This is a genomic window from Metabacillus sp. KJ11-3 (assembly GCF_055808295.1).
This window is the reverse complement of sequence record NZ_JBVVRS010000002.1, coordinates 151,460-168,041: the sequence shown is the minus strand read 5'-3', so window position 1 is coordinate 168,041 and position 16,582 is coordinate 151,460. Positions and strand designations below refer to the sequence as shown.

Below are 16,582 nucleotides of genomic sequence, written 5' to 3'. Positions count from 1 at the left end.
TCTACTCGTCTTTGTGATTGCTTATTAATTTACATTCTAAGTCAGAATGTATGAATAGCCAAAAAGAGCTAATTGCTCTGTGGTAGTAGCGGGTTGTGCTATTTGAATTTCTTTTAATGGCTTAAACGTGAAGACTTGGTCTCCTTTTTTGAGTAACTCATTCTCTTCAAATCTAATAGTTTTTTTATATACCTTTGTAGATATTTCTTTAAATCCATATTCAGTTATCAGATTATGTTTTCTATTTCTTTCATAAGTAGATGAATTGTTATGTAAAGAAATGGTTGTAGTAATTTCAAAGTCCTCAAATAATTCTTGTAATGATTGAGTATTTTGAAATAGAGTACGGTAAGTTTGAATATAAGACTCTATTTTAGTCTTAAGACTACTATCAAATTTAAGCAATCCTGCTTCCGCAAGTCCACCTCTTTCTCCTATTTCATACCAATGAGTGTATTCCCATCCTATAGCTAACATTCCCCATCCTTCATTTGTTTCTACGAGTGTTAGATATGTTTTATTCCCATGTTCTTCACTAAGTTTATAAGCCTTGCGATTCTTCTCAATAATCAATTTTAATTCCTCCCTATATACGATTCTTTTTACATTCCACACGAAAAAAAGATGTACGTCATCAGAGTAATAGTTAACGGGAAATCGCTCGAGGAAATATAAGAGCTCTTGATAACCATTTACCTGATGTTGATACACCTTTTTACTTTTGTTGTAATAATTTGTCCCCACAAGAGGAATATTCAAATCTTCAATGCTTTCCTGTATCTTCGTTTGCAATGATAGGTCATCTACATCGTCACTTTTTTCAATGACAAATTTCAGATCGAAATCATCAAACAGAGATTCCATCCTTCTAGCATTTGCGATCTTTGAGCGGTAGAGTTTAATGTAATCCTCGATATTCCACCAGGATGCATCATTCCAGCCTTTTGCTCTTTGTAATCCTCCACTTTCCGTTGAACCAGATCTACGGCCAATTTTAATCCATAGATCCTTCTCAGTTCCTGCAGCAATTAAATTCCATGTACGTGATCGTAAATTGTTCAGTCCATAAGAATTACTATCTCCTTGTTTAATAAATAACAACATGGTTTCATTATCTTTCTTGTAAACTACTCGATTGTACTCCACTGTATAAGACATAATCCATCCTCCTTATAAAAAAGTTTTTGAGAATAAAAAAACACTCAACAGAATTATCGTTAAGAATTAAACAAACGATCACCCTGTTGAGTGTTTTTAGATAAGTAAACCCAATCCGCATGGTTCGGGGAAAATAAAGTGTAAATCTTACTATTTATTTTATCATAAAATATTCTTTTTTTGTCCCATAATATTAAACTGTTCCCGTTTATTAATTAATATATCTTATATAAGAGCGCTTTATTTTTATGTATTTCCGTAATGAATAGATATTAACTTTTGTATATGCTCATTACATAATAGAATTTTTTTGATCTTCCCTTTGTCATAAGTTGTAAAACTGTGTACCTTATCTTTTGTTTTGCACATTATACATGTAGCATCGCTTTGCAATTCAGATGGAATAACTTTAGAAAGCTCCTCACTTTGGAAATACATGAGATGCATTGGGCATAATGTGTAAATATGATGACCATTATCAATTGTTGTTAGTAACTCTGTTGCGGAGACTATACATGATGGATAACAGCATTTCAATTGATGCTTCATACGTTCACCTTACTTATTTTATTTAATCTAGATTACTTATTTGGAATACTATAGAACTAGCGGTTAACAATAATTCTAAACAAGATATAGACTAATATACAATAAAAAAAGTAAAGTGATAGGAAATACCTATGATTTGTAATAAAATATCCGTTTCTTGTAAAAAGAAACGGATATTTTAGGTAATAATTGATATATTTGTAAAATGATTTTCTGCTTGTTAAGGTAACTATTCACCCGTGTCATTTATATTAATTGTAGAACAATTTAGGTAATAAAAGGCTAGTTTTATATATATTGTATTCCTTATAAAATAAAGACTCATAAAAGTTTTCAGCTGCTAATTTATAAAATGAGCCTTCTTCACTTTCTAAAAGGGCAATATCATAATAAATTATCCCCTTTATCCAAGATTTTATATTCTCATCGATAAATTCAGTTGACTTCTTTAAGAGGTGTATTCTTTCTTCTTTATTACTATTTGGACCATCTAATTCTAATACTTTCGCTTTTCCATAATAGGCCAAACAACTAATTTCGTTGGTCTCAAAGTTTTCTTCTAATTCAAATAATAAATGTAGATACTTTTTTGCCTTAATTCGGGCTTTTCTTTGTACAGAAGAATTTGTCAAGACTAGTAATAAAATAACCATTAGGTGTTTTGAAAAAACATTTTGTAAAGATGAATCATGAAACCATTTATCAATATAAATGTCTAATTCTTCAATATATGTTTCTATAATTTGAGGATACTGTTCGTAAAGATATACTAAAAAGAGGCTACTATTCAAAAATAAATTTCTATCTTGATCCTCGAATATTTGTGTTCTTAATTCAATCATTTTTTCAAGAGCACTGTCTAATTGTCCATCTATCAACTCTAAAATTATTAATAAGTATTGTAAGACCGTTGAGTGTTTTAGATCCTTTTTAGCTATTTTTATTAGTTCAATCCTTGCTTGTGAAGAATATCCTTTAGCAGCATAAGTTACTGCTAAATTAAAGTGTAATTTGCTTTTAAACTTTTTATCGTTAGATAACTCTTTGGCTTTCTCAAAGTAATCTTTTGCGGATTCAATATCTCCGTTGTAAAAATAAATAACGCCTAGAAGATTATAGGCTTTAGTTTGTGTGACTAATTCAATTTCATAAGTAGCATTTTTTAATATAACAGAATTTAAAATAAAAACCGCTGCTCTATATTCTTTTTGCTTATATAAAATTAACGCTTTATAATAATTTAATTGGATTTGTGTAACATCATCTGGTCCCTTACTTTCTACTTCCTCAATAACATTTAGAGCAGAACTGAAAGATCCTAAAAATATATAATTTTCGACTTTAATAAAGTAAGACTTAATCTCATCATGGTAGACTTTTTCAATGTTTGATATTATATCTTCTTTATTGATCTCCAATTTTCTACAAATCTTCTCTAGTCCAATCTCAGAAACTTCGGATAAACCGTTTTCTATATTAGACATTTTCCCTAATGAACAAATTCCATCAGCCAGTTCTTTTAGTGTAATGTTTTTCTCTTTTCTTTTCTTTCTAATATTAGATCCTAATTTTATCTTATCCATATCATTTCGAGACTCCTCTTGTTATCTATATGTACAGTATACTTAGTAAATTAACCAAAGGAAACTCAAAAAATGTTAATAATTGTATTTAACTTGTAAAAAAAACGTAAAAATCACGCAAAAATCAACGAAAAATAAACGCAAACTTTAGAAGGGTGACGAAATTAATTCTCGTAGTTACTGCAAAAGAATATTTGCGGTAGCGCGCAAAAAAATAGCCTTTTAATAAAAGCTATTTAAGGGATTGTTGAGTATATTTAATTCCTCCAAAGGAAATGTGTTTATATAGTTTAATAATATCCTCCGTTTCATATCCCAGTTGTGCGTTTCCTTCATCTTTAGCAAAACCGTGTAGTTTGTATCCAATAGAGAAATATAGTTGATCCGTTAACTTTCTAGATTTTTCTTTTAAAAATGGATTTGAGGAAGCACCGGCAAGAGCAACAATATAAGCTTTAGCCAGACTGACAGCTGCTTCTTCTTTGCTAAATTGTAGCCATTTAATCTGGTTAACTTTATCTATTAGGTTCACTTCATTCAATAATTCCTTAGCACGTGGATATTTATCAATGTTCATTATTTTCAATTCACCTCTTATTTCATTGTTGTTTTATTTTCTCATGGGTTTTCAACGGAAGCAAAAAATGGCCAAGTAAGTACTTCATCAATTTAAAGTAATTATAATCTTCAAATGTCTACTTTTCGTATGCATACAACTTTATTTTTATACCAGAAGGTGCTTTACTGTAATCATAAACAACAATAAAATCATCAGTATTACCTAAAGATTGTTTGAATTTCTTTACTTCTTTTTCACATTGGTTAAAGATAATATTAGCCGTATCCCCAGTTTTATTATCTGTTTTATAATACACCATCTTATAATCAATTAGCTTATTTTGAATAATCATATTCTTAATCCTCCCCTATTTGAACCTGATGTTTGCCCAAACGATATTGGTGTTTAGAGTAAACAGTGAATTCTTAATGCAGAATTAGCGTATATACTAACACATAAAAAGGCATGAGAACTGATTTAACTAGGTAATTATTTACTCAATTGTCATTGACCTATACGCAATTTTCATAGCCTTTTTGCTGTTCTTCAGTCCAATTAGCCCAAGCTAAACCGCCTCTTCGTATTATAAGGTTAATCAGAATGCTAAATATTTCTGGTTGACCATTTTTTATTTGGTTTTATTATATCAGTAGCCAGGGTAGAACGTAACTGCCCGTGGGGCTTTGATCCCGTCAAGTAAACCGTTCGCCCCCTACTTGTAGAAACATGATTGAGGCTGGTTGGGACGTAGATCTCGTATAACAAGCGAAGCTGTGACACTACATGGAGGATTAGGGGTTACTGGCAAATTACTAGATTAGGAGGAGATTAAGAATGAATCCAGTCGTTGGTCTGGATATTTCAAAAGGAGAAAGTCAAGTTCAAGCATTTTTAGATAAAGGCAAACCTTATCGTAAGAGTTTTAAAGTTTCACACACTGTTGAGGGTCTTAGTTCACTTGTGTTGTTTCTTGAGGATGTGAAAAAAGAGTCTGGCAAGAAGCCTTCAATAATTTTAGAAGCTACGGGGCATTATCAAACACCAGTCGTTCATTACTTGGAAGAACGAGGTTATTTATTGATTATCATCAATCCATTGATTTCCTATAAGGCTAGAGGATCAAGTTTAAGAAAAGTAAAGACAGATGCCATTGATGCTTATCTTCTCTGTGAGTTGTTTTATAAGGAGGAATTAGAGCCTTATAAAAAGCGTGGAGTTCAGTTATTAAACCTTCGCAACCTTACTAGGCAACATGAAAATATAACTGGAGTGATGGTTCAAACAAAGCTTCAATTTCAGGCAGTGCTTGAACAAGTGTTTCCTGAATATAAAGGGGTTTTTGGAGATTTATATTCGATGGTGTCACTTTTAACTCTTTCAGAGTTCCCCTCTTCTGAAGATATTTTAAGTGCAAGCGAAGAAATAATTACAGACAAGATAAATGGTCTTTGTAAGAGTCGTTCAAGCATGTGGGCAAAGGAAAAAGCGATTCAACTTAAAGCTGCGGCTACACGTAATCCTTTTGAAAAGACAGTCTATCAGAGTCATATTTTAAGCCTTGGTATGTATATTAAGATGATTCTTCAATACAAAGAGCATCTAGCAAAGTTAGAATCAGAGATAGATGCCCTGGCTAAAGATATTGAAGAATACAATATCATCAAATCTATCCCTGGTATTGGAGAAAAGATCGCTGCAACGATTATTTCTGAAATTGGGGAGATAGATCGATTTAATGACCCTAAAAAGCTTGTAGCATTCGCTGGAGTTGATCCTAGTGTCTTTGAATCTGGCAAGTTTTCTGCCACCAAAAACCGAATTACTAAAAGAGGATCTAGTAGATTAAGACACGCCTTGTATATGGCTGTTCGTTGTGCCATTCGAGATTGTCGTAAGAAGAAAACGACGGATGAAATCATACCCCGCAATAAAAGAATGCGAGAATTTTACGATAAGAAACGTGATGAAGGAAAGCCTTTTAAAGTAGCTGTTATTGCCTGTGTAAATAAACTCTTACATTGGATATTTGCACTTTTAAAAAACAGAACTACTTTCCAAGATATAGCTTAGAACCTAAATCTAACTAAATAACACAAAACCTTCCAATTCTAAACAAACGGAAGGTTATTTGGCATGCTTATTTTTAGTATAGCATGATGTATTTTAAGTTTTTAATGAAAAATATTGACAAACTATTAGCTGGTTTACTACTTCTTTAGCTTCTCTTATCTCCACTATCATTCACTTTTCCTTAATTCGGAGTTTCAATGAACACTTTAAGCGTACTTTTTATCATCAAATATCATTTAAATCATGAATCGTTGCATCTAAATTCCAAATTATATATGTATCTTCATTATGCCTACATGCTCTGTTCTTGAAGCTGTGGATTTCAAGTGATGGAAAACGTTCCTGCAGCATTTCCCTTAATAGTTTACGATTCTTTGGGAGGTCAATAAGATGTAGTTTTTCATACCTGTCCTCTGATGTATCATCAAACACAAAACCCTTATCTCTTAAATGTTGAATATGTTGCTCATTATTTCTTTTGTCTGTAGCTGGAGTTTTGCCAAATGTTCTTCTATGACCTAACATGAAACTATATCTTGCTCTTAATCCACCGTATGGAGTAAAAACCTCGTCACTTACATGGTTAAACCCTTCATCATCCCACCACTCATTAACCTTATCTTTCAAGTGTTGTAATTGTTCCTTTAAACCATCAACCGGTTTGCTTGAACCTAATTTCGCTTCAAGCTCACGTATTTTTATATTTGCATTTCTTAATGCTTCATGACGCTTTTCTTTTTCCTCTATTAAATGTGATCCGTAATTTAGTACTTTAGCTGCTTCACTAAAGTAGCTTTCAATCAATGATGGAAGTGTTTTAGACATATCTTTCGTTAGAGAATCTTTTCTTACCCATTCGTACAACTGTCCATTAGCGAAATGCATATCTTCTAACGATTTTAATAAAATTGCTTTATTATCTTCATTAAATACAACTTTAGTTTCTTCCATGTCTCGGTCATCCTTTATGTAGTATTTAAGTCTAATGTTCTTCTCTACTTAATTGTAATTTGTGTGTAGTATATATGTAAAATTCTTCAAAGTATGCGATACAGAGTTTATAGAGAAAATTCGTTTTCATCATTTGATTAATAGAATAGTATTATTTAGTATTAGCAAATTGAAGTTTGATTTCAAAATTATCATTAAAGACTAACCTTGCTTTGTACTTAGTTCCCTTTTCTTTGCTTGTAAACTGCAGAACTGATGTCTCCCCTTTTGTAATAAGCATGATGGGTTGTTTTTCACTCAAAGTTTTATTAAACTGCTTTTTCCATATTTTAAACGAACATCCTTCTTTCCACCTAGAACACCCATATGCTACTTTCCCATTAATAATTTGTCCGGATTTACAAGCTGGACATTCTCCTATACTCTCTATCTTTTTCTCGTAGTTAATTTCTAAGGATGAGACTTCTTTAATAATCGATACAGTATATTGTTTTACTTTTTCTAGAAATTCTGTAGAGGAAAAAATTCCATTTTCTATCATAGCTAATCTTTTTTCCCACTCAGCGGTATATTCAACAGATGTTAAAGACTTTATTTTTGTTTTTCTTACTGTTTCAATAAGAAACTTCCCTTTGTCTGTGATAAGTATAGACTTGCCTTTTCTAGTAATATATTCAGTTGACTCCAATTTTGAAATTATTTGAGCCCTGGTTGCTTCAGTTCCAATTCCATTACTACCAAGTGCTTGTTTTAATTCAGCATCTTCTATTTTCTTGCCTGCTTTGGTCATAGCATCAATCAACGTACCATCTGTATATAGAGGCTGCGGAGCTGTTTCTTTTTCTTGCACCAAAGAATCAGTACAAATTACTGGTTGCTGTTGGTTTAGATTAATGGGTTTATCGATAGCTTCATCATCATCATTATCTTTTTCTTTATCATCCATATAGAGTACTTTCCATCCTGGGGACAGTAAAAGAGAAACGTTAGTCTTAAAAATCTCCTCAACGACCTCGGTTAAGATAACGTATTTCTCAAACTCAGCTGCTGGATAAAATTGAGCCAGGAAACGTTTTACAACTAAATCATATATAAGTTGTTCATTTTTGTTTAGGTTAGCAGGTATTTTATTAGTTGGAAGGATTGCGTGATGATCAGTTACCTTTCCCGGTTGGCAAATCCTCTTATTATTCACAGAAACTAGTGATGAATCTGCTTGTTTTACAAACGCGCAATATGGTGAATTCTCAAAGCTCTTCAGAGATTCATGCATGAGAGGTACCTCTTCCTCTGTTACATAGTTACTTGATGTTCTAGGGTACGTGATACATTTATGTTTTTCATATAAAGATTGTGCAATGTCTAATACCTCTTTTGCTGTTAGAGGGTATTTCTGATTAGCCTCCTTTTGTAATAAGGATAAATTATATAAAAGCGGAGAGTACTTTTTTTCATTTTTCTTTTGAAACTCTTTAATCAGTCCTTGCTGGTTATTTACTCTCTGAGCTATTGAGTTAGCTTTTGTTTGATCTAATATTTTATCTCCATCCCAATAACCTGTATAAACCTCTTTTCCATGTTGGAAGGTTGCTTTTATCGGGTAGTATTTCGTTTTTTGGAAATTCTCATATTCCTGGCATCTATCATATATCATAGCAAGTGACGGGGTTTGAACTCTCCCTAAAGTTAATTTTTCTCCAATTTTGACCGTGAATCCGCGTGTTGAATTAAGTCCTACAATCCAATCAGCTCGTTGTCTTACCAAACCAGCAAAAAGCAGGTTTTTATAATGCTTATCATCCTTCATATTCTGATAGGCTTTTTGAATAGCTTCAGGCGTTAAGGAAGATGTCCATAAGCGTTTTGTAGGCATATGATTAATCTTTAAATAAGAAGTGATTAAACTGATAATGACCTGTCCCTCACGGCCGCTATCGCCTGCGTTAACTAGTGATGTTGCCTTTTGGCTTAATTCTTTAATTATTTTTAATTGGCTACTCTTCCCTGACCCCTTAATTGGAGCTAATTTAAAATTTTGAGGAATGATTGGTAATGTTTCTAGACGCCATTCTGCTAAAGCAGGATCATAAGCTTCTGGTGGCGCGAGTTCAAGTAGATGTCCGTAAGCCCAGGTATATATGTGTTTGCCGTTTTGACCAATAATATAGCCTTTTTTTTCTGTATGGTTAGGTGAAAGTGCCTGAGCAATAGATCTAGCAAGATCGGGTTTTTCAGCAATAAATAGTGTGTAACTCATATAAGCTCCTTTACGAGTAAGAATTTTACAAAAAAAGAGAAGCCCCCTCCAAATAATTAGAGGGTGCTTCCCAATATGCCTATTAGTTATACGTTTCTTTAATAGTATCTTATTTCTTTGTTGTGTTCAAGAAAGCTTCTTTTAAAAATCGTGAAATTTCTGCATCTTTTCCTCTATACTTCTTTGGTGATGAAATATAAAGTTCTTCTTCTGCACGTGTAATTCCTACGTATCCTAACCTTCTTTCTTCATCAATAGCTTCTTCCACTATATTTTTATCTGATGGAATGCGATCTGATTGTTTATCAGCACCTTCAGCAGATTTATGAGGAAGTACACCCTCGATGAAGCCAATTAGAAAAACACATTTGAATTCTAGTCCTTTTGATGAATGCAATGTTAATAATTGAACAGCATCAGCATTTTGATCTTTTCGTATTTCTTCCATTTCTTTATGTTTTTGAATCAGATTTTTAATAAATCCTATATATTCTTCAATGGTTGTGAATTTTGAGGCAGATGCTTCTAATTCATCAAGTGTTTCATCTATTACCTCTTTCGCTAGTGAAAAAGTTTTCCTGTCATCCATATCAAGATATTCATCATACTTAATAGGTCCTTTTCTTATCAATCTTATTGCTTCTAAAGGTGATTTATTTCTAAGACCGCGAATGTATTCTATTCTATTTAAAATCTGTCCTCGATGATAGCTTTTTAAGTCCTTCAGAGTCATTAATATGGCTAAAAAACTCTTATTGTTATCACTATTGAATAATTTGCTGCTCTGAATATGATCAATTACTTTTTCTCTATTAAGGAATAGTGATGGAGCAATTCCAGATATAGCATCAAGATCATTTGAATCTAAAGATAATCGAAGATGATCTAGTATCGGTTTTACTAATGAATTCTCATAGAATAAGCTATTGTTTCCATGAGTAACAAATGGAATCTTTCGCCATACTAGTTGATCCCAGATTGCTCGACTTAAGCTATGAGTACGATATAAAACAGCAAACTCTTTATAGTTTCTATTACCTGACTTAACTTCTGCCACTATATTATCAACGATCATTTTAGCTTCATCATCTGAATCATCTGGTCGCATATATAATGGAGTAATTTCATTGTTCTTAACTGAACGTAGTGGATTACCTAAGCGTTTTTTATTATGCTTAATTAGAGCATTTCCTAACCCCACGATGCTGTTGTTAGAGCGGTAATTAGTATCTAAGTTTAATATTTTTAGACTTTCATACTGTTCGTGCAAATTCAAGATATAATCAATTGATGAATTTCTGAATCCATAGATTGATTGTTGCGGGTCTCCAACTGCAAATAAGTTATTACTAGAGTTAGCCAAGAGTTTGATTAACTCGTGTTGTATAAGGTTACAATCTTGGTATTCATCAATCAAAATATATCTAAATCTATTTCTTAGTTGTTCTCTAAGCACATCATCATTCTTCAGTAGGTAATATGCATGAAGAAGAATGTCATCAAAGTCCATGAAGGAGCCTTTTTCTTTCCTCTCTTCAAACTCCATATAAACCTCTTTAATTTCTTTCTCTACTGGAGTTTTCGCGTCAACTTGATTTGGCTGAAGCATAAGAGATTTATAATGTGAGATTGCACTAAGGATAGTTTCAGGTTCATATGAATCTTTTAACCCCTGATCTCTTAGTATGTTTTTAACCATAATCTCTTTATACTTTTCGCTTGCTAAAATCTTATGGTTGTACCCTCTTGATCTGAGTAGTTTTAGAAAAATGGAATGAAAGGTCCCTGAAACAATTCTGTTTGCAATAGAATGTGAGATACCAGGTAATCGTTGCATTCTTTCTAACATTTCGGTGGCTGCTTTTCGGGTGAAGGTAACTAACATAATCTGCTCTGGCATCACATTCTCACCAAATGTAAGTAAGTATGCGGTTCGGCTTGTTAGTACCCGAGTTTTTCCACTACCTGCCCCAGCTATTACTAAATAAGCGCCTTCCATTGAGCGAACCGCTTCTAGCTGATTCTCATTTAAAAAAATTTTCTCCTTTTCCAATGCGCGAAAGAAATAACCGTCTTTCTCTTGATCACTAACTAAATCCACTGTAGATTGATTTGATGCGATATTTGCTAATGGTATTTCGTTTTTATTAGATTGAAAGGGAAATTTAAACCCTTGTCTTTCTTTAATAAACATCACTTTCTCCTCCGAATTCTTCTTATCTATAGTATAAATAATTTTATGTAGTATATGGAAAAAGCCATAAAACTAAATGTTTTATGGCCATTCCTCTTTACATTTCTTTCTTCCATTTATTAAGAGAATCATCCCATTGGAAGCGTTCATAAACCGCTAGTTCTGACAAAGTGGATGAAGAATAATTACCATCTTCATCTGTTAAGTCATAGCCCATATCGATTAGTTCTGCCTTTAATTCTTCGTCACTATAATAAACTACATAAGGCTTGAATTCGATAATTTCTGATTGGCCTTGTTGCATAGGTACTATAGTTGGTAGTAGTTTCTCACGTAAAAATTCCTGATCCGAACAGTAATTAATAAACCCCATCGCCTCAATTTCAGCGACATCAAAAATATCAGTAATCATTACTCTTTGAAACCTGTACTTCATAATAAAAGCTGAAATTTGATCTGCAGTATTATGAATAGCAAACCTTTCACCATCCACATGTCCATATAAAAATCCTTCACCAGAACCGATTTTTGCCATTTTAATTTCCTCCTAATAATGTTTTAGTTTTAGATTTAATTCGAAAAATTGCTTATTAGACTGCTTCTGCTTTTTTCTTAGAAATCATAATTTCATCAATTGTTTGTAATAAGAGATGCTGTAGAGCAGCGTCTTTAGCCCTACCAACCATTTTGTTGTATGGTCGTCCATCTACTCCAATTACTTCTTCTCCCTCTATATACAGCCAGTATGAGACGTATTCGTTAGCTTGTTCTTGTGACTGAATACCTTCCTTGCATACAACAAAAACAGCTTTGTTCCACACCAAGCCATCATTTTCATAATCGTCATGGTCGAAATAACAAAAGATCTGTTCTTTCATAAAAAGTTGTCGCTCTTTAATATAAGAGATCAATTCATCGGACCCATATTTAAACTTATGTTCAACGTAAAATACCGGATTTTTATTTTCCGTTTCTTTTCGATTGATAGTCCAATCAGGATTAAACACCAAAGCACCATCATATTGATGATTGATTGGCTTTAAATCCTGTCGTTCTATAAAATATCCATCTTCATTCCAAGCATCTAAGATTTCATGAATTTCATCTTCTTCAATGAGTGTGTACCCAACCATCTTCTGAGTGTAGAGAAGCTTTTCCATAAGGATTTTACGGACCGAAAAAGTAAACCCACCAGGTCGATACTCACCTTTGTCATCACCTTTATATGCCCTCTTATAAGAGGTATAATAGTGATTTTGCTCATCTAATTCTTCAAAGAGACTGATTGGCACATATGCTTGCTGCTCTTGATAAGCATTAAGGTGAGCCTTATAATCTTTTCTTCTTAATGGCTCTCGGTAGCGAATATCAAAGGAAACGTCGTATAAAAACGATTTATATTCCGCTAGATAATCTGCATCTTTATAACCTTGAGAAGAAAGAGTTTCAAGCATGGCATCCTTTCTACCGCCCATTAAACAGGTCCAGCACCCATTTCGATTTCCACCACATGATTTATCACTAGCAGATCGAACAATGGGACATTCCTTGCCATTTTCATATAGTCTCTTAAGGTTAGAAACTACTTCTCCCCATGGAAATACCTTTTCAAAATTTTCTAGATATATCCAGAGATCAAACGTTGTGATATACTTTACTGGAGAATATACACGAACTTTTTCAAAGCTATGATGTCTTGAAAAGAACTCACTAACTTCAAACTTTTTAATACTCTGAGCTCTTGCGGTTGACTCGTCTAATCGAGTACCAATAATGAGTGTGACATCATAATCACTATGTTCGAGTGAGAATTTTCGAGAATCCATTATCTCTTGAATAGCACGGGACATAGGATCCAATTTCATTTTCCCCGTACACCACCTAAATCTGCTCTTACCATTAGGAGCCGGTAATCCCTTACCAATTGTGTTGAAAAAGAACCGTTCCTTCATATTTGGTTTAACCATCTTTGTAATAATCCCTAATTCTTTCCCATACTTTTGAACAGCTGCTAAATTCTTATTTACATATGAACTCATAACCCCTGTTTCAACCATTGTATCTGCAGAAATGACATAAACCTTTTTCGTTCTTTGCTCAGGCTTTAATTCTCTTAACATGTTCATCATTAGAACTAAGTTAAGTGACGAATCCTTTCCGAAGCTAACGCCCAAAATGATTTCTTTGTCATCAGCCAAGTAGACTTCTTTCATTTGTTCTTTAATACCTTCAAATTGCTTTAGTTTTGATTCAGTATCAAACATCCAATCCATTAAAACTTCATCGTATGTCTGTTTCATACATATCCCTCCTTAAAAAAGTAAAAAAAGCAACCTCTACAAGATTTGTAGGGTTGCTTAATAACGCTAATATATTATTAGAATTTAGAAATTACATTCCATCAATCCAGCCACCAAATAATATGGCACCAATAAAAATAGCACCAATGAAAGTAGTCACGAGTAAGCTCCATCGGGCATTTTCTTTTTGTTGTTTTTTAGCAGCAAGTCTTTGTTGAGCCGCTTCAAGAGCTTCCTTTCTAGCCATTTCATCATGTAACTTTTGATTTAAAGATTTTCTGAAATAGCCACCATTATCAATAATTCCTTTTTTGTTAAATACACCTGTATTGTTTTTCATGTAAAACACTCCTTAAAAAAGTTTGTTAGTTTAATAATTAAGCGATCTTCGTTATAAAAGACTCTAAAGCGATATCTTTTGGTAACTGACCGGTCTTCATTTTGTAATCTAAGTCAGATAAGATAGCTAACATTTCTAATAGTTGTTTAGATTCATAATTACCTATCAAATGCATGGACATTTTAATAGTGTAGGGGTGTTGCTTAGTCCTACTTGCTATTTGACCCTCATTTAACCCTTGATTTTGCAATTGTTTAATCTGAAAAATGATACGGAACTGGCGGGCAATCAAATTTATGATTTTAATAGAGTCTTCTCCCTGTCTAAACATATCTTCAAGGATCTCAAATGTTTGCTTTAGATCTTTACTCATAACACTATTAATTAGTTTGAAAATGTCTTGTTCTATCGTTTTAGAAACCAAGATTTCAACCTGTTCTTTCAGCAGCTCATTTCCCTTCCCAATATAAAGGGCCATCTTTTTCAACTCTTGTTCAAGTTGGGTTAGATTGGACCCAATATAGGTGATCAGCATGTTGGCTGCATCATTGCTAATAACAATTCCTTCACCGTCAGCAGATCGGCAAATCCAATCAAAGAGTTGTCCCCCTTTTAACTGCTTGCCTTCATACATAGAGGAATGTTTTTTCATGGTTTTTACTACTTTTTTACGGTTGTCCATTTTCTCATATGGAACCATAAGGATAAGGACTGTATCATCATTTGGACTTTCTATATAAGAAGCCAAACGATCTAAGTCATGATCAATCTTTTCCTTTGCTTTTTCAGTAGTAAGAAAATAACAGTCTTTTACAACAACTACACGTTTTCCACCCAAGAAAGAAACCATTTGACAATCATCAATAGCTTCTTGGATAGAACTTTCTCTTGCATCGTGTACACTTACGTTTAAGTCGATTTCATCTTCTGAAAGAGTATTTTTTATGATTTCCTCTTTCTTTTGGTGTATGAGATAGGTTTCTGGTCCAAATAAAACATGAACTAGTTTCATTACGCTCTCTCCTCCATACGATGTAAGGTTTGAAGTACCCAAGCCCATAAAAGCATGTATAGACCGCTTATGGCTGTGAGTGCCCAATTACCAACAATCGTGTAAGTAATCATTTTGATTCCTTCTGAAGCCCAAAGAGCAAGAAAGAATGGCATACGAATGTTCATAAACATTCACTCCTTAAAAAAGTTTTTTGAAAAAAGGCATAAAAAAAAGCACACCTCTTCCAACTGATTAAAACCATTAACTACCAAAAAGGCAGTCTTAATCACTTGGAAAAAGTGTGTTAATTCTTAGTTTTCCTCTCTCGCATGAGTGAGGATGAATAATAAATTAAAGTATACATCTATTATATAGCATCCTCTTAACATCACAAGAGAAAATTAAGATTTCACGTATTTAATCATCTTTCTCTATTAAAGATACTAGAATTAATCTAGTTTGAGGTCGTGAATTAATATATAAATAGCGTTGAATTTACAGTCTTTAGACCTGTTTATTAAGAATAAAATAGATATTTAAACCAACAGTAATTTAGGGTAACAACTAGCATGAAAGGACTAAGCTTCTTTATACTAGGAGCCTATTTCCATCTATAGAAAAGATTTTATTTTGGGTTTAGAAAGTTAAAGATAATTAATTATGTAACTAAAAAGAACACTAAACAATTGAGAGGAATTACATTTTATGTAATTCCGTATTCTCTACATCTAGTGTTTTTTCTACATAAAATTAATTGCCGTTTATTTTTCCTTTTTTTGCAATATCATTTCAATGAGTTGTTCTCTTCCTATTAATTTCACATTGCTAGTCTTAGATAATTCAATAGCAGACCTCGTATATGCTTGGTTTGAAACTACCCATGCCTCATTTGCTTGATAATGATCTTTCGCTGCTCTTATTTCTTGAACTGCTCTAATGCCAATATTTTTACTATATCTTTTGGCTTGAATAACTATCTTTTTATTATTCTTTATTAATATTAAATCTGCTCCATAATCTCCTGATGCTTTTGTGACTGTAGATTCATATCCTAATGATTTAAATAATACAGAAAGATATTGCTCAAATTGTACACCTTTCATCTTGTCTATATCATATATACCTGACTGCATTAATCGTTGTTCTCTTCTATTTTTTCTAATTCGTAGAATCAAGATGATAATGACAAATGGTATTATAAAAACGATAAAGGCTAAGAAAAAGGAGGTTGTTTCCAACCAAGTGTATATTGCTGGTAATATTACTAACCATGCTAACAATTCTGTTAGACTGTCTGCTTGTTTTTTCTTTCTTCTTCTTGCCACTTTTTCCATCCACCTTTCATTTTGTTAAAAATCGAATTGCTTATAACGTCATAGTTATTTAATACTATTTATGTGTTTTCATAAAACGATTTATCTGGACTTGTCTAAAAGTCTAAGAACGTTATCTTCCCTCAATTATTTATGTAAACCACTCACTTTAGTTATTCATAAAAAGTGTAAATTATTCAGTTGGCAAATGGTTTTAAACAATCACAGCTAACTATTAGATTGTCCTCATTATAATTTATCGGTTTGGTTATAAAATTTTAAATAATAACTTTTTTTAAAAAAACTGAACTTTG

Annotated in this window: 15 protein-coding genes; 1 reads left to right on the top strand and 14 read right to left on the bottom strand. The window is 32.7% G+C overall.

Annotation, left to right across the window (positions count from 1 at the left end):
• Positions 1 to 36: 36 nt before the first annotated feature.
• The 5 genes from AC0L8O_RS26320 to AC0L8O_RS26300 all read right to left on the bottom strand — a co-directional run bounded on the left by AC0L8O_RS26320 (position 37) and on the right by AC0L8O_RS26300 (position 4,201).
• Positions 37 to 1,158, bottom strand: a complete 1,122-nt coding sequence (locus tag AC0L8O_RS26320; RefSeq protein WP_473449562.1) for a hypothetical protein — start codon at positions 1,156 to 1,158, stop codon at positions 37 to 39.
• Between the two features lie 246 nt (positions 1,159 to 1,404).
• The gene (locus AC0L8O_RS26315; RefSeq protein ID WP_473449560.1) at positions 1,405 to 1,707 is read right to left on the bottom strand and encodes a hypothetical protein; all 303 of its coding nucleotides are present in this window, start codon (positions 1,705 to 1,707) and stop codon (positions 1,405 to 1,407) included.
• A 251-nt stretch (positions 1,708 to 1,958) separates the two neighbouring features.
• Positions 1,959 to 3,290, bottom strand: a complete 1,332-nt coding sequence (locus tag AC0L8O_RS26310; RefSeq protein ID WP_473449558.1) for a tetratricopeptide repeat protein — start codon at positions 3,288 to 3,290, stop codon at positions 1,959 to 1,961.
• 232 nt (positions 3,291 to 3,522) lie between these two features.
• Positions 3,523 to 3,867: a hypothetical protein gene (locus AC0L8O_RS26305; protein ID WP_473449556.1), complete on the bottom strand. Its 345-nt coding sequence runs from the start codon at positions 3,865 to 3,867 to the stop codon at positions 3,523 to 3,525.
• 118 nt (positions 3,868 to 3,985) lie between these two features.
• Complete coding sequence (locus tag AC0L8O_RS26300; RefSeq protein ID WP_473449554.1) at positions 3,986 to 4,201, bottom strand: hypothetical protein; 216 nt, start codon at positions 4,199 to 4,201, stop codon at positions 3,986 to 3,988.
• Between the two features lie 482 nt (positions 4,202 to 4,683).
• On the opposite strand from AC0L8O_RS26300, the gene AC0L8O_RS26295 reads away from it, so the two are divergent.
• A complete protein-coding gene (locus tag AC0L8O_RS26295) occupies positions 4,684 to 5,919 on the top strand; it encodes an IS110 family RNA-guided transposase (RefSeq protein ID WP_473446154.1) in 1,236 nt (411 codons plus the stop codon).
• A gap of 225 nt (positions 5,920 to 6,144) precedes the next feature.
• On the opposite strand, the gene AC0L8O_RS26290 is transcribed toward AC0L8O_RS26295, so the two are convergent.
• The 9 genes from AC0L8O_RS26290 to AC0L8O_RS26250 form a co-directional block, all read right to left on the bottom strand.
• Positions 6,145 to 6,870 (bottom strand): hypothetical protein, encoded by a 726-nt coding sequence (locus AC0L8O_RS26290; protein WP_473449551.1) that lies wholly within the window; start codon positions 6,868 to 6,870, stop codon positions 6,145 to 6,147.
• Between the two features lie 151 nt (positions 6,871 to 7,021).
• Positions 7,022 to 9,127 carry a type IA DNA topoisomerase gene (locus AC0L8O_RS26285; protein ID WP_473449549.1) on the bottom strand — a complete coding sequence of 702 codons (2,106 nt, stop codon included), beginning with the start codon at positions 9,125 to 9,127 and terminating at the stop codon, positions 7,022 to 7,024.
• A 109-nt stretch (positions 9,128 to 9,236) separates the two neighbouring features.
• A complete protein-coding gene (locus AC0L8O_RS26280) occupies positions 9,237 to 11,321 on the bottom strand; it encodes an ATP-dependent helicase (protein WP_473449547.1) in 2,085 nt (694 codons plus the stop codon).
• Between the two features lie 97 nt (positions 11,322 to 11,418).
• Positions 11,419 to 11,856, bottom strand: coding sequence for a hypothetical protein (locus tag AC0L8O_RS26275; protein ID WP_473449545.1), 438 nt, complete (start codon positions 11,854 to 11,856; stop codon positions 11,419 to 11,421).
• A 55-nt stretch (positions 11,857 to 11,911) separates the two neighbouring features.
• Positions 11,912 to 13,621 (bottom strand): phosphoadenosine phosphosulfate reductase domain-containing protein, encoded by a 1,710-nt coding sequence (locus AC0L8O_RS26270; protein WP_473449542.1) that lies wholly within the window; start codon positions 13,619 to 13,621, stop codon positions 11,912 to 11,914.
• A 91-nt stretch (positions 13,622 to 13,712) separates the two neighbouring features.
• The gene (locus tag AC0L8O_RS26265) at positions 13,713 to 13,961 is read right to left on the bottom strand and encodes a hypothetical protein (protein WP_473449540.1); all 249 of its coding nucleotides are present in this window, start codon (positions 13,959 to 13,961) and stop codon (positions 13,713 to 13,715) included.
• Between the two features lie 37 nt (positions 13,962 to 13,998).
• Positions 13,999 to 14,973, bottom strand: a complete 975-nt coding sequence (gene holA / locus AC0L8O_RS26260; protein WP_473449538.1) for a DNA polymerase III subunit delta — start codon at positions 14,971 to 14,973, stop codon at positions 13,999 to 14,001.
• On the bottom strand, positions 14,973 to 15,140 hold the full coding sequence (locus AC0L8O_RS26255; RefSeq protein WP_473449536.1) for a hypothetical protein: 168 nt from the start codon (positions 15,138 to 15,140) through the stop codon (positions 14,973 to 14,975). Before AC0L8O_RS26255 ends, holA begins: the two co-directional genes overlap by 1 nt.
• Before the next feature lie 576 nt (positions 15,141 to 15,716).
• Positions 15,717 to 16,280 carry a restriction endonuclease gene (locus AC0L8O_RS26250; protein WP_473449533.1) on the bottom strand — a complete coding sequence of 188 codons (564 nt, stop codon included), beginning with the start codon at positions 16,278 to 16,280 and terminating at the stop codon, positions 15,717 to 15,719.
• Between the last annotated feature and the right edge of the window lie 302 nt (positions 16,281 to 16,582).

Bases quoted from the DNA above. Each gene is read 5' to 3' on its own strand.
- AC0L8O_RS26320 (WP_473449562.1), bottom strand. From the start codon at position 1,158: ATGTCTTATACAGTGGAGTACAATCGAGTAGTTTACAAGAAAGATAAT.
- AC0L8O_RS26315 (WP_473449560.1), bottom strand. From the start codon at position 1,707: ATGAAGCATCAATTGAAATGCTGTTATCCATCATGTATAGTCTCCGCA.
- AC0L8O_RS26310 (WP_473449558.1), bottom strand. From the start codon at position 3,290: ATGGATAAGATAAAATTAGGATCTAATATTAGAAAGAAAAGAAAAGAG.
- AC0L8O_RS26305 (WP_473449556.1), bottom strand. From the start codon at position 3,867: ATGAACATTGATAAATATCCACGTGCTAAGGAATTATTGAATGAAGTG.
- AC0L8O_RS26300 (WP_473449554.1), bottom strand. From the start codon at position 4,201: ATGATTATTCAAAATAAGCTAATTGATTATAAGATGGTGTATTATAAA.
- AC0L8O_RS26295 (WP_473446154.1), top strand. From the start codon at position 4,684: ATGAATCCAGTCGTTGGTCTGGATATTTCAAAAGGAGAAAGTCAAGTT.
- AC0L8O_RS26290 (WP_473449551.1), bottom strand. From the start codon at position 6,870: ATGGAAGAAACTAAAGTTGTATTTAATGAAGATAATAAAGCAATTTTA.
- AC0L8O_RS26285 (WP_473449549.1), bottom strand. From the start codon at position 9,127: ATGAGTTACACACTATTTATTGCTGAAAAACCCGATCTTGCTAGATCT.
- AC0L8O_RS26280 (WP_473449547.1), bottom strand. From the start codon at position 11,321: ATGTTTATTAAAGAAAGACAAGGGTTTAAATTTCCCTTTCAATCTAAT.
- AC0L8O_RS26275 (WP_473449545.1), bottom strand. From the start codon at position 11,856: ATGGCAAAAATCGGTTCTGGTGAAGGATTTTTATATGGACATGTGGAT.
- AC0L8O_RS26270 (WP_473449542.1), bottom strand. From the start codon at position 13,621: ATGAAACAGACATACGATGAAGTTTTAATGGATTGGATGTTTGATACT.
- AC0L8O_RS26265 (WP_473449540.1), bottom strand. From the start codon at position 13,961: ATGAAAAACAATACAGGTGTATTTAACAAAAAAGGAATTATTGATAAT.
- holA (WP_473449538.1), bottom strand. From the start codon at position 14,973: ATGAAACTAGTTCATGTTTTATTTGGACCAGAAACCTATCTCATACAC.
- AC0L8O_RS26255 (WP_473449536.1), bottom strand. From the start codon at position 15,140: ATGAACATTCGTATGCCATTCTTTCTTGCTCTTTGGGCTTCAGAAGGA.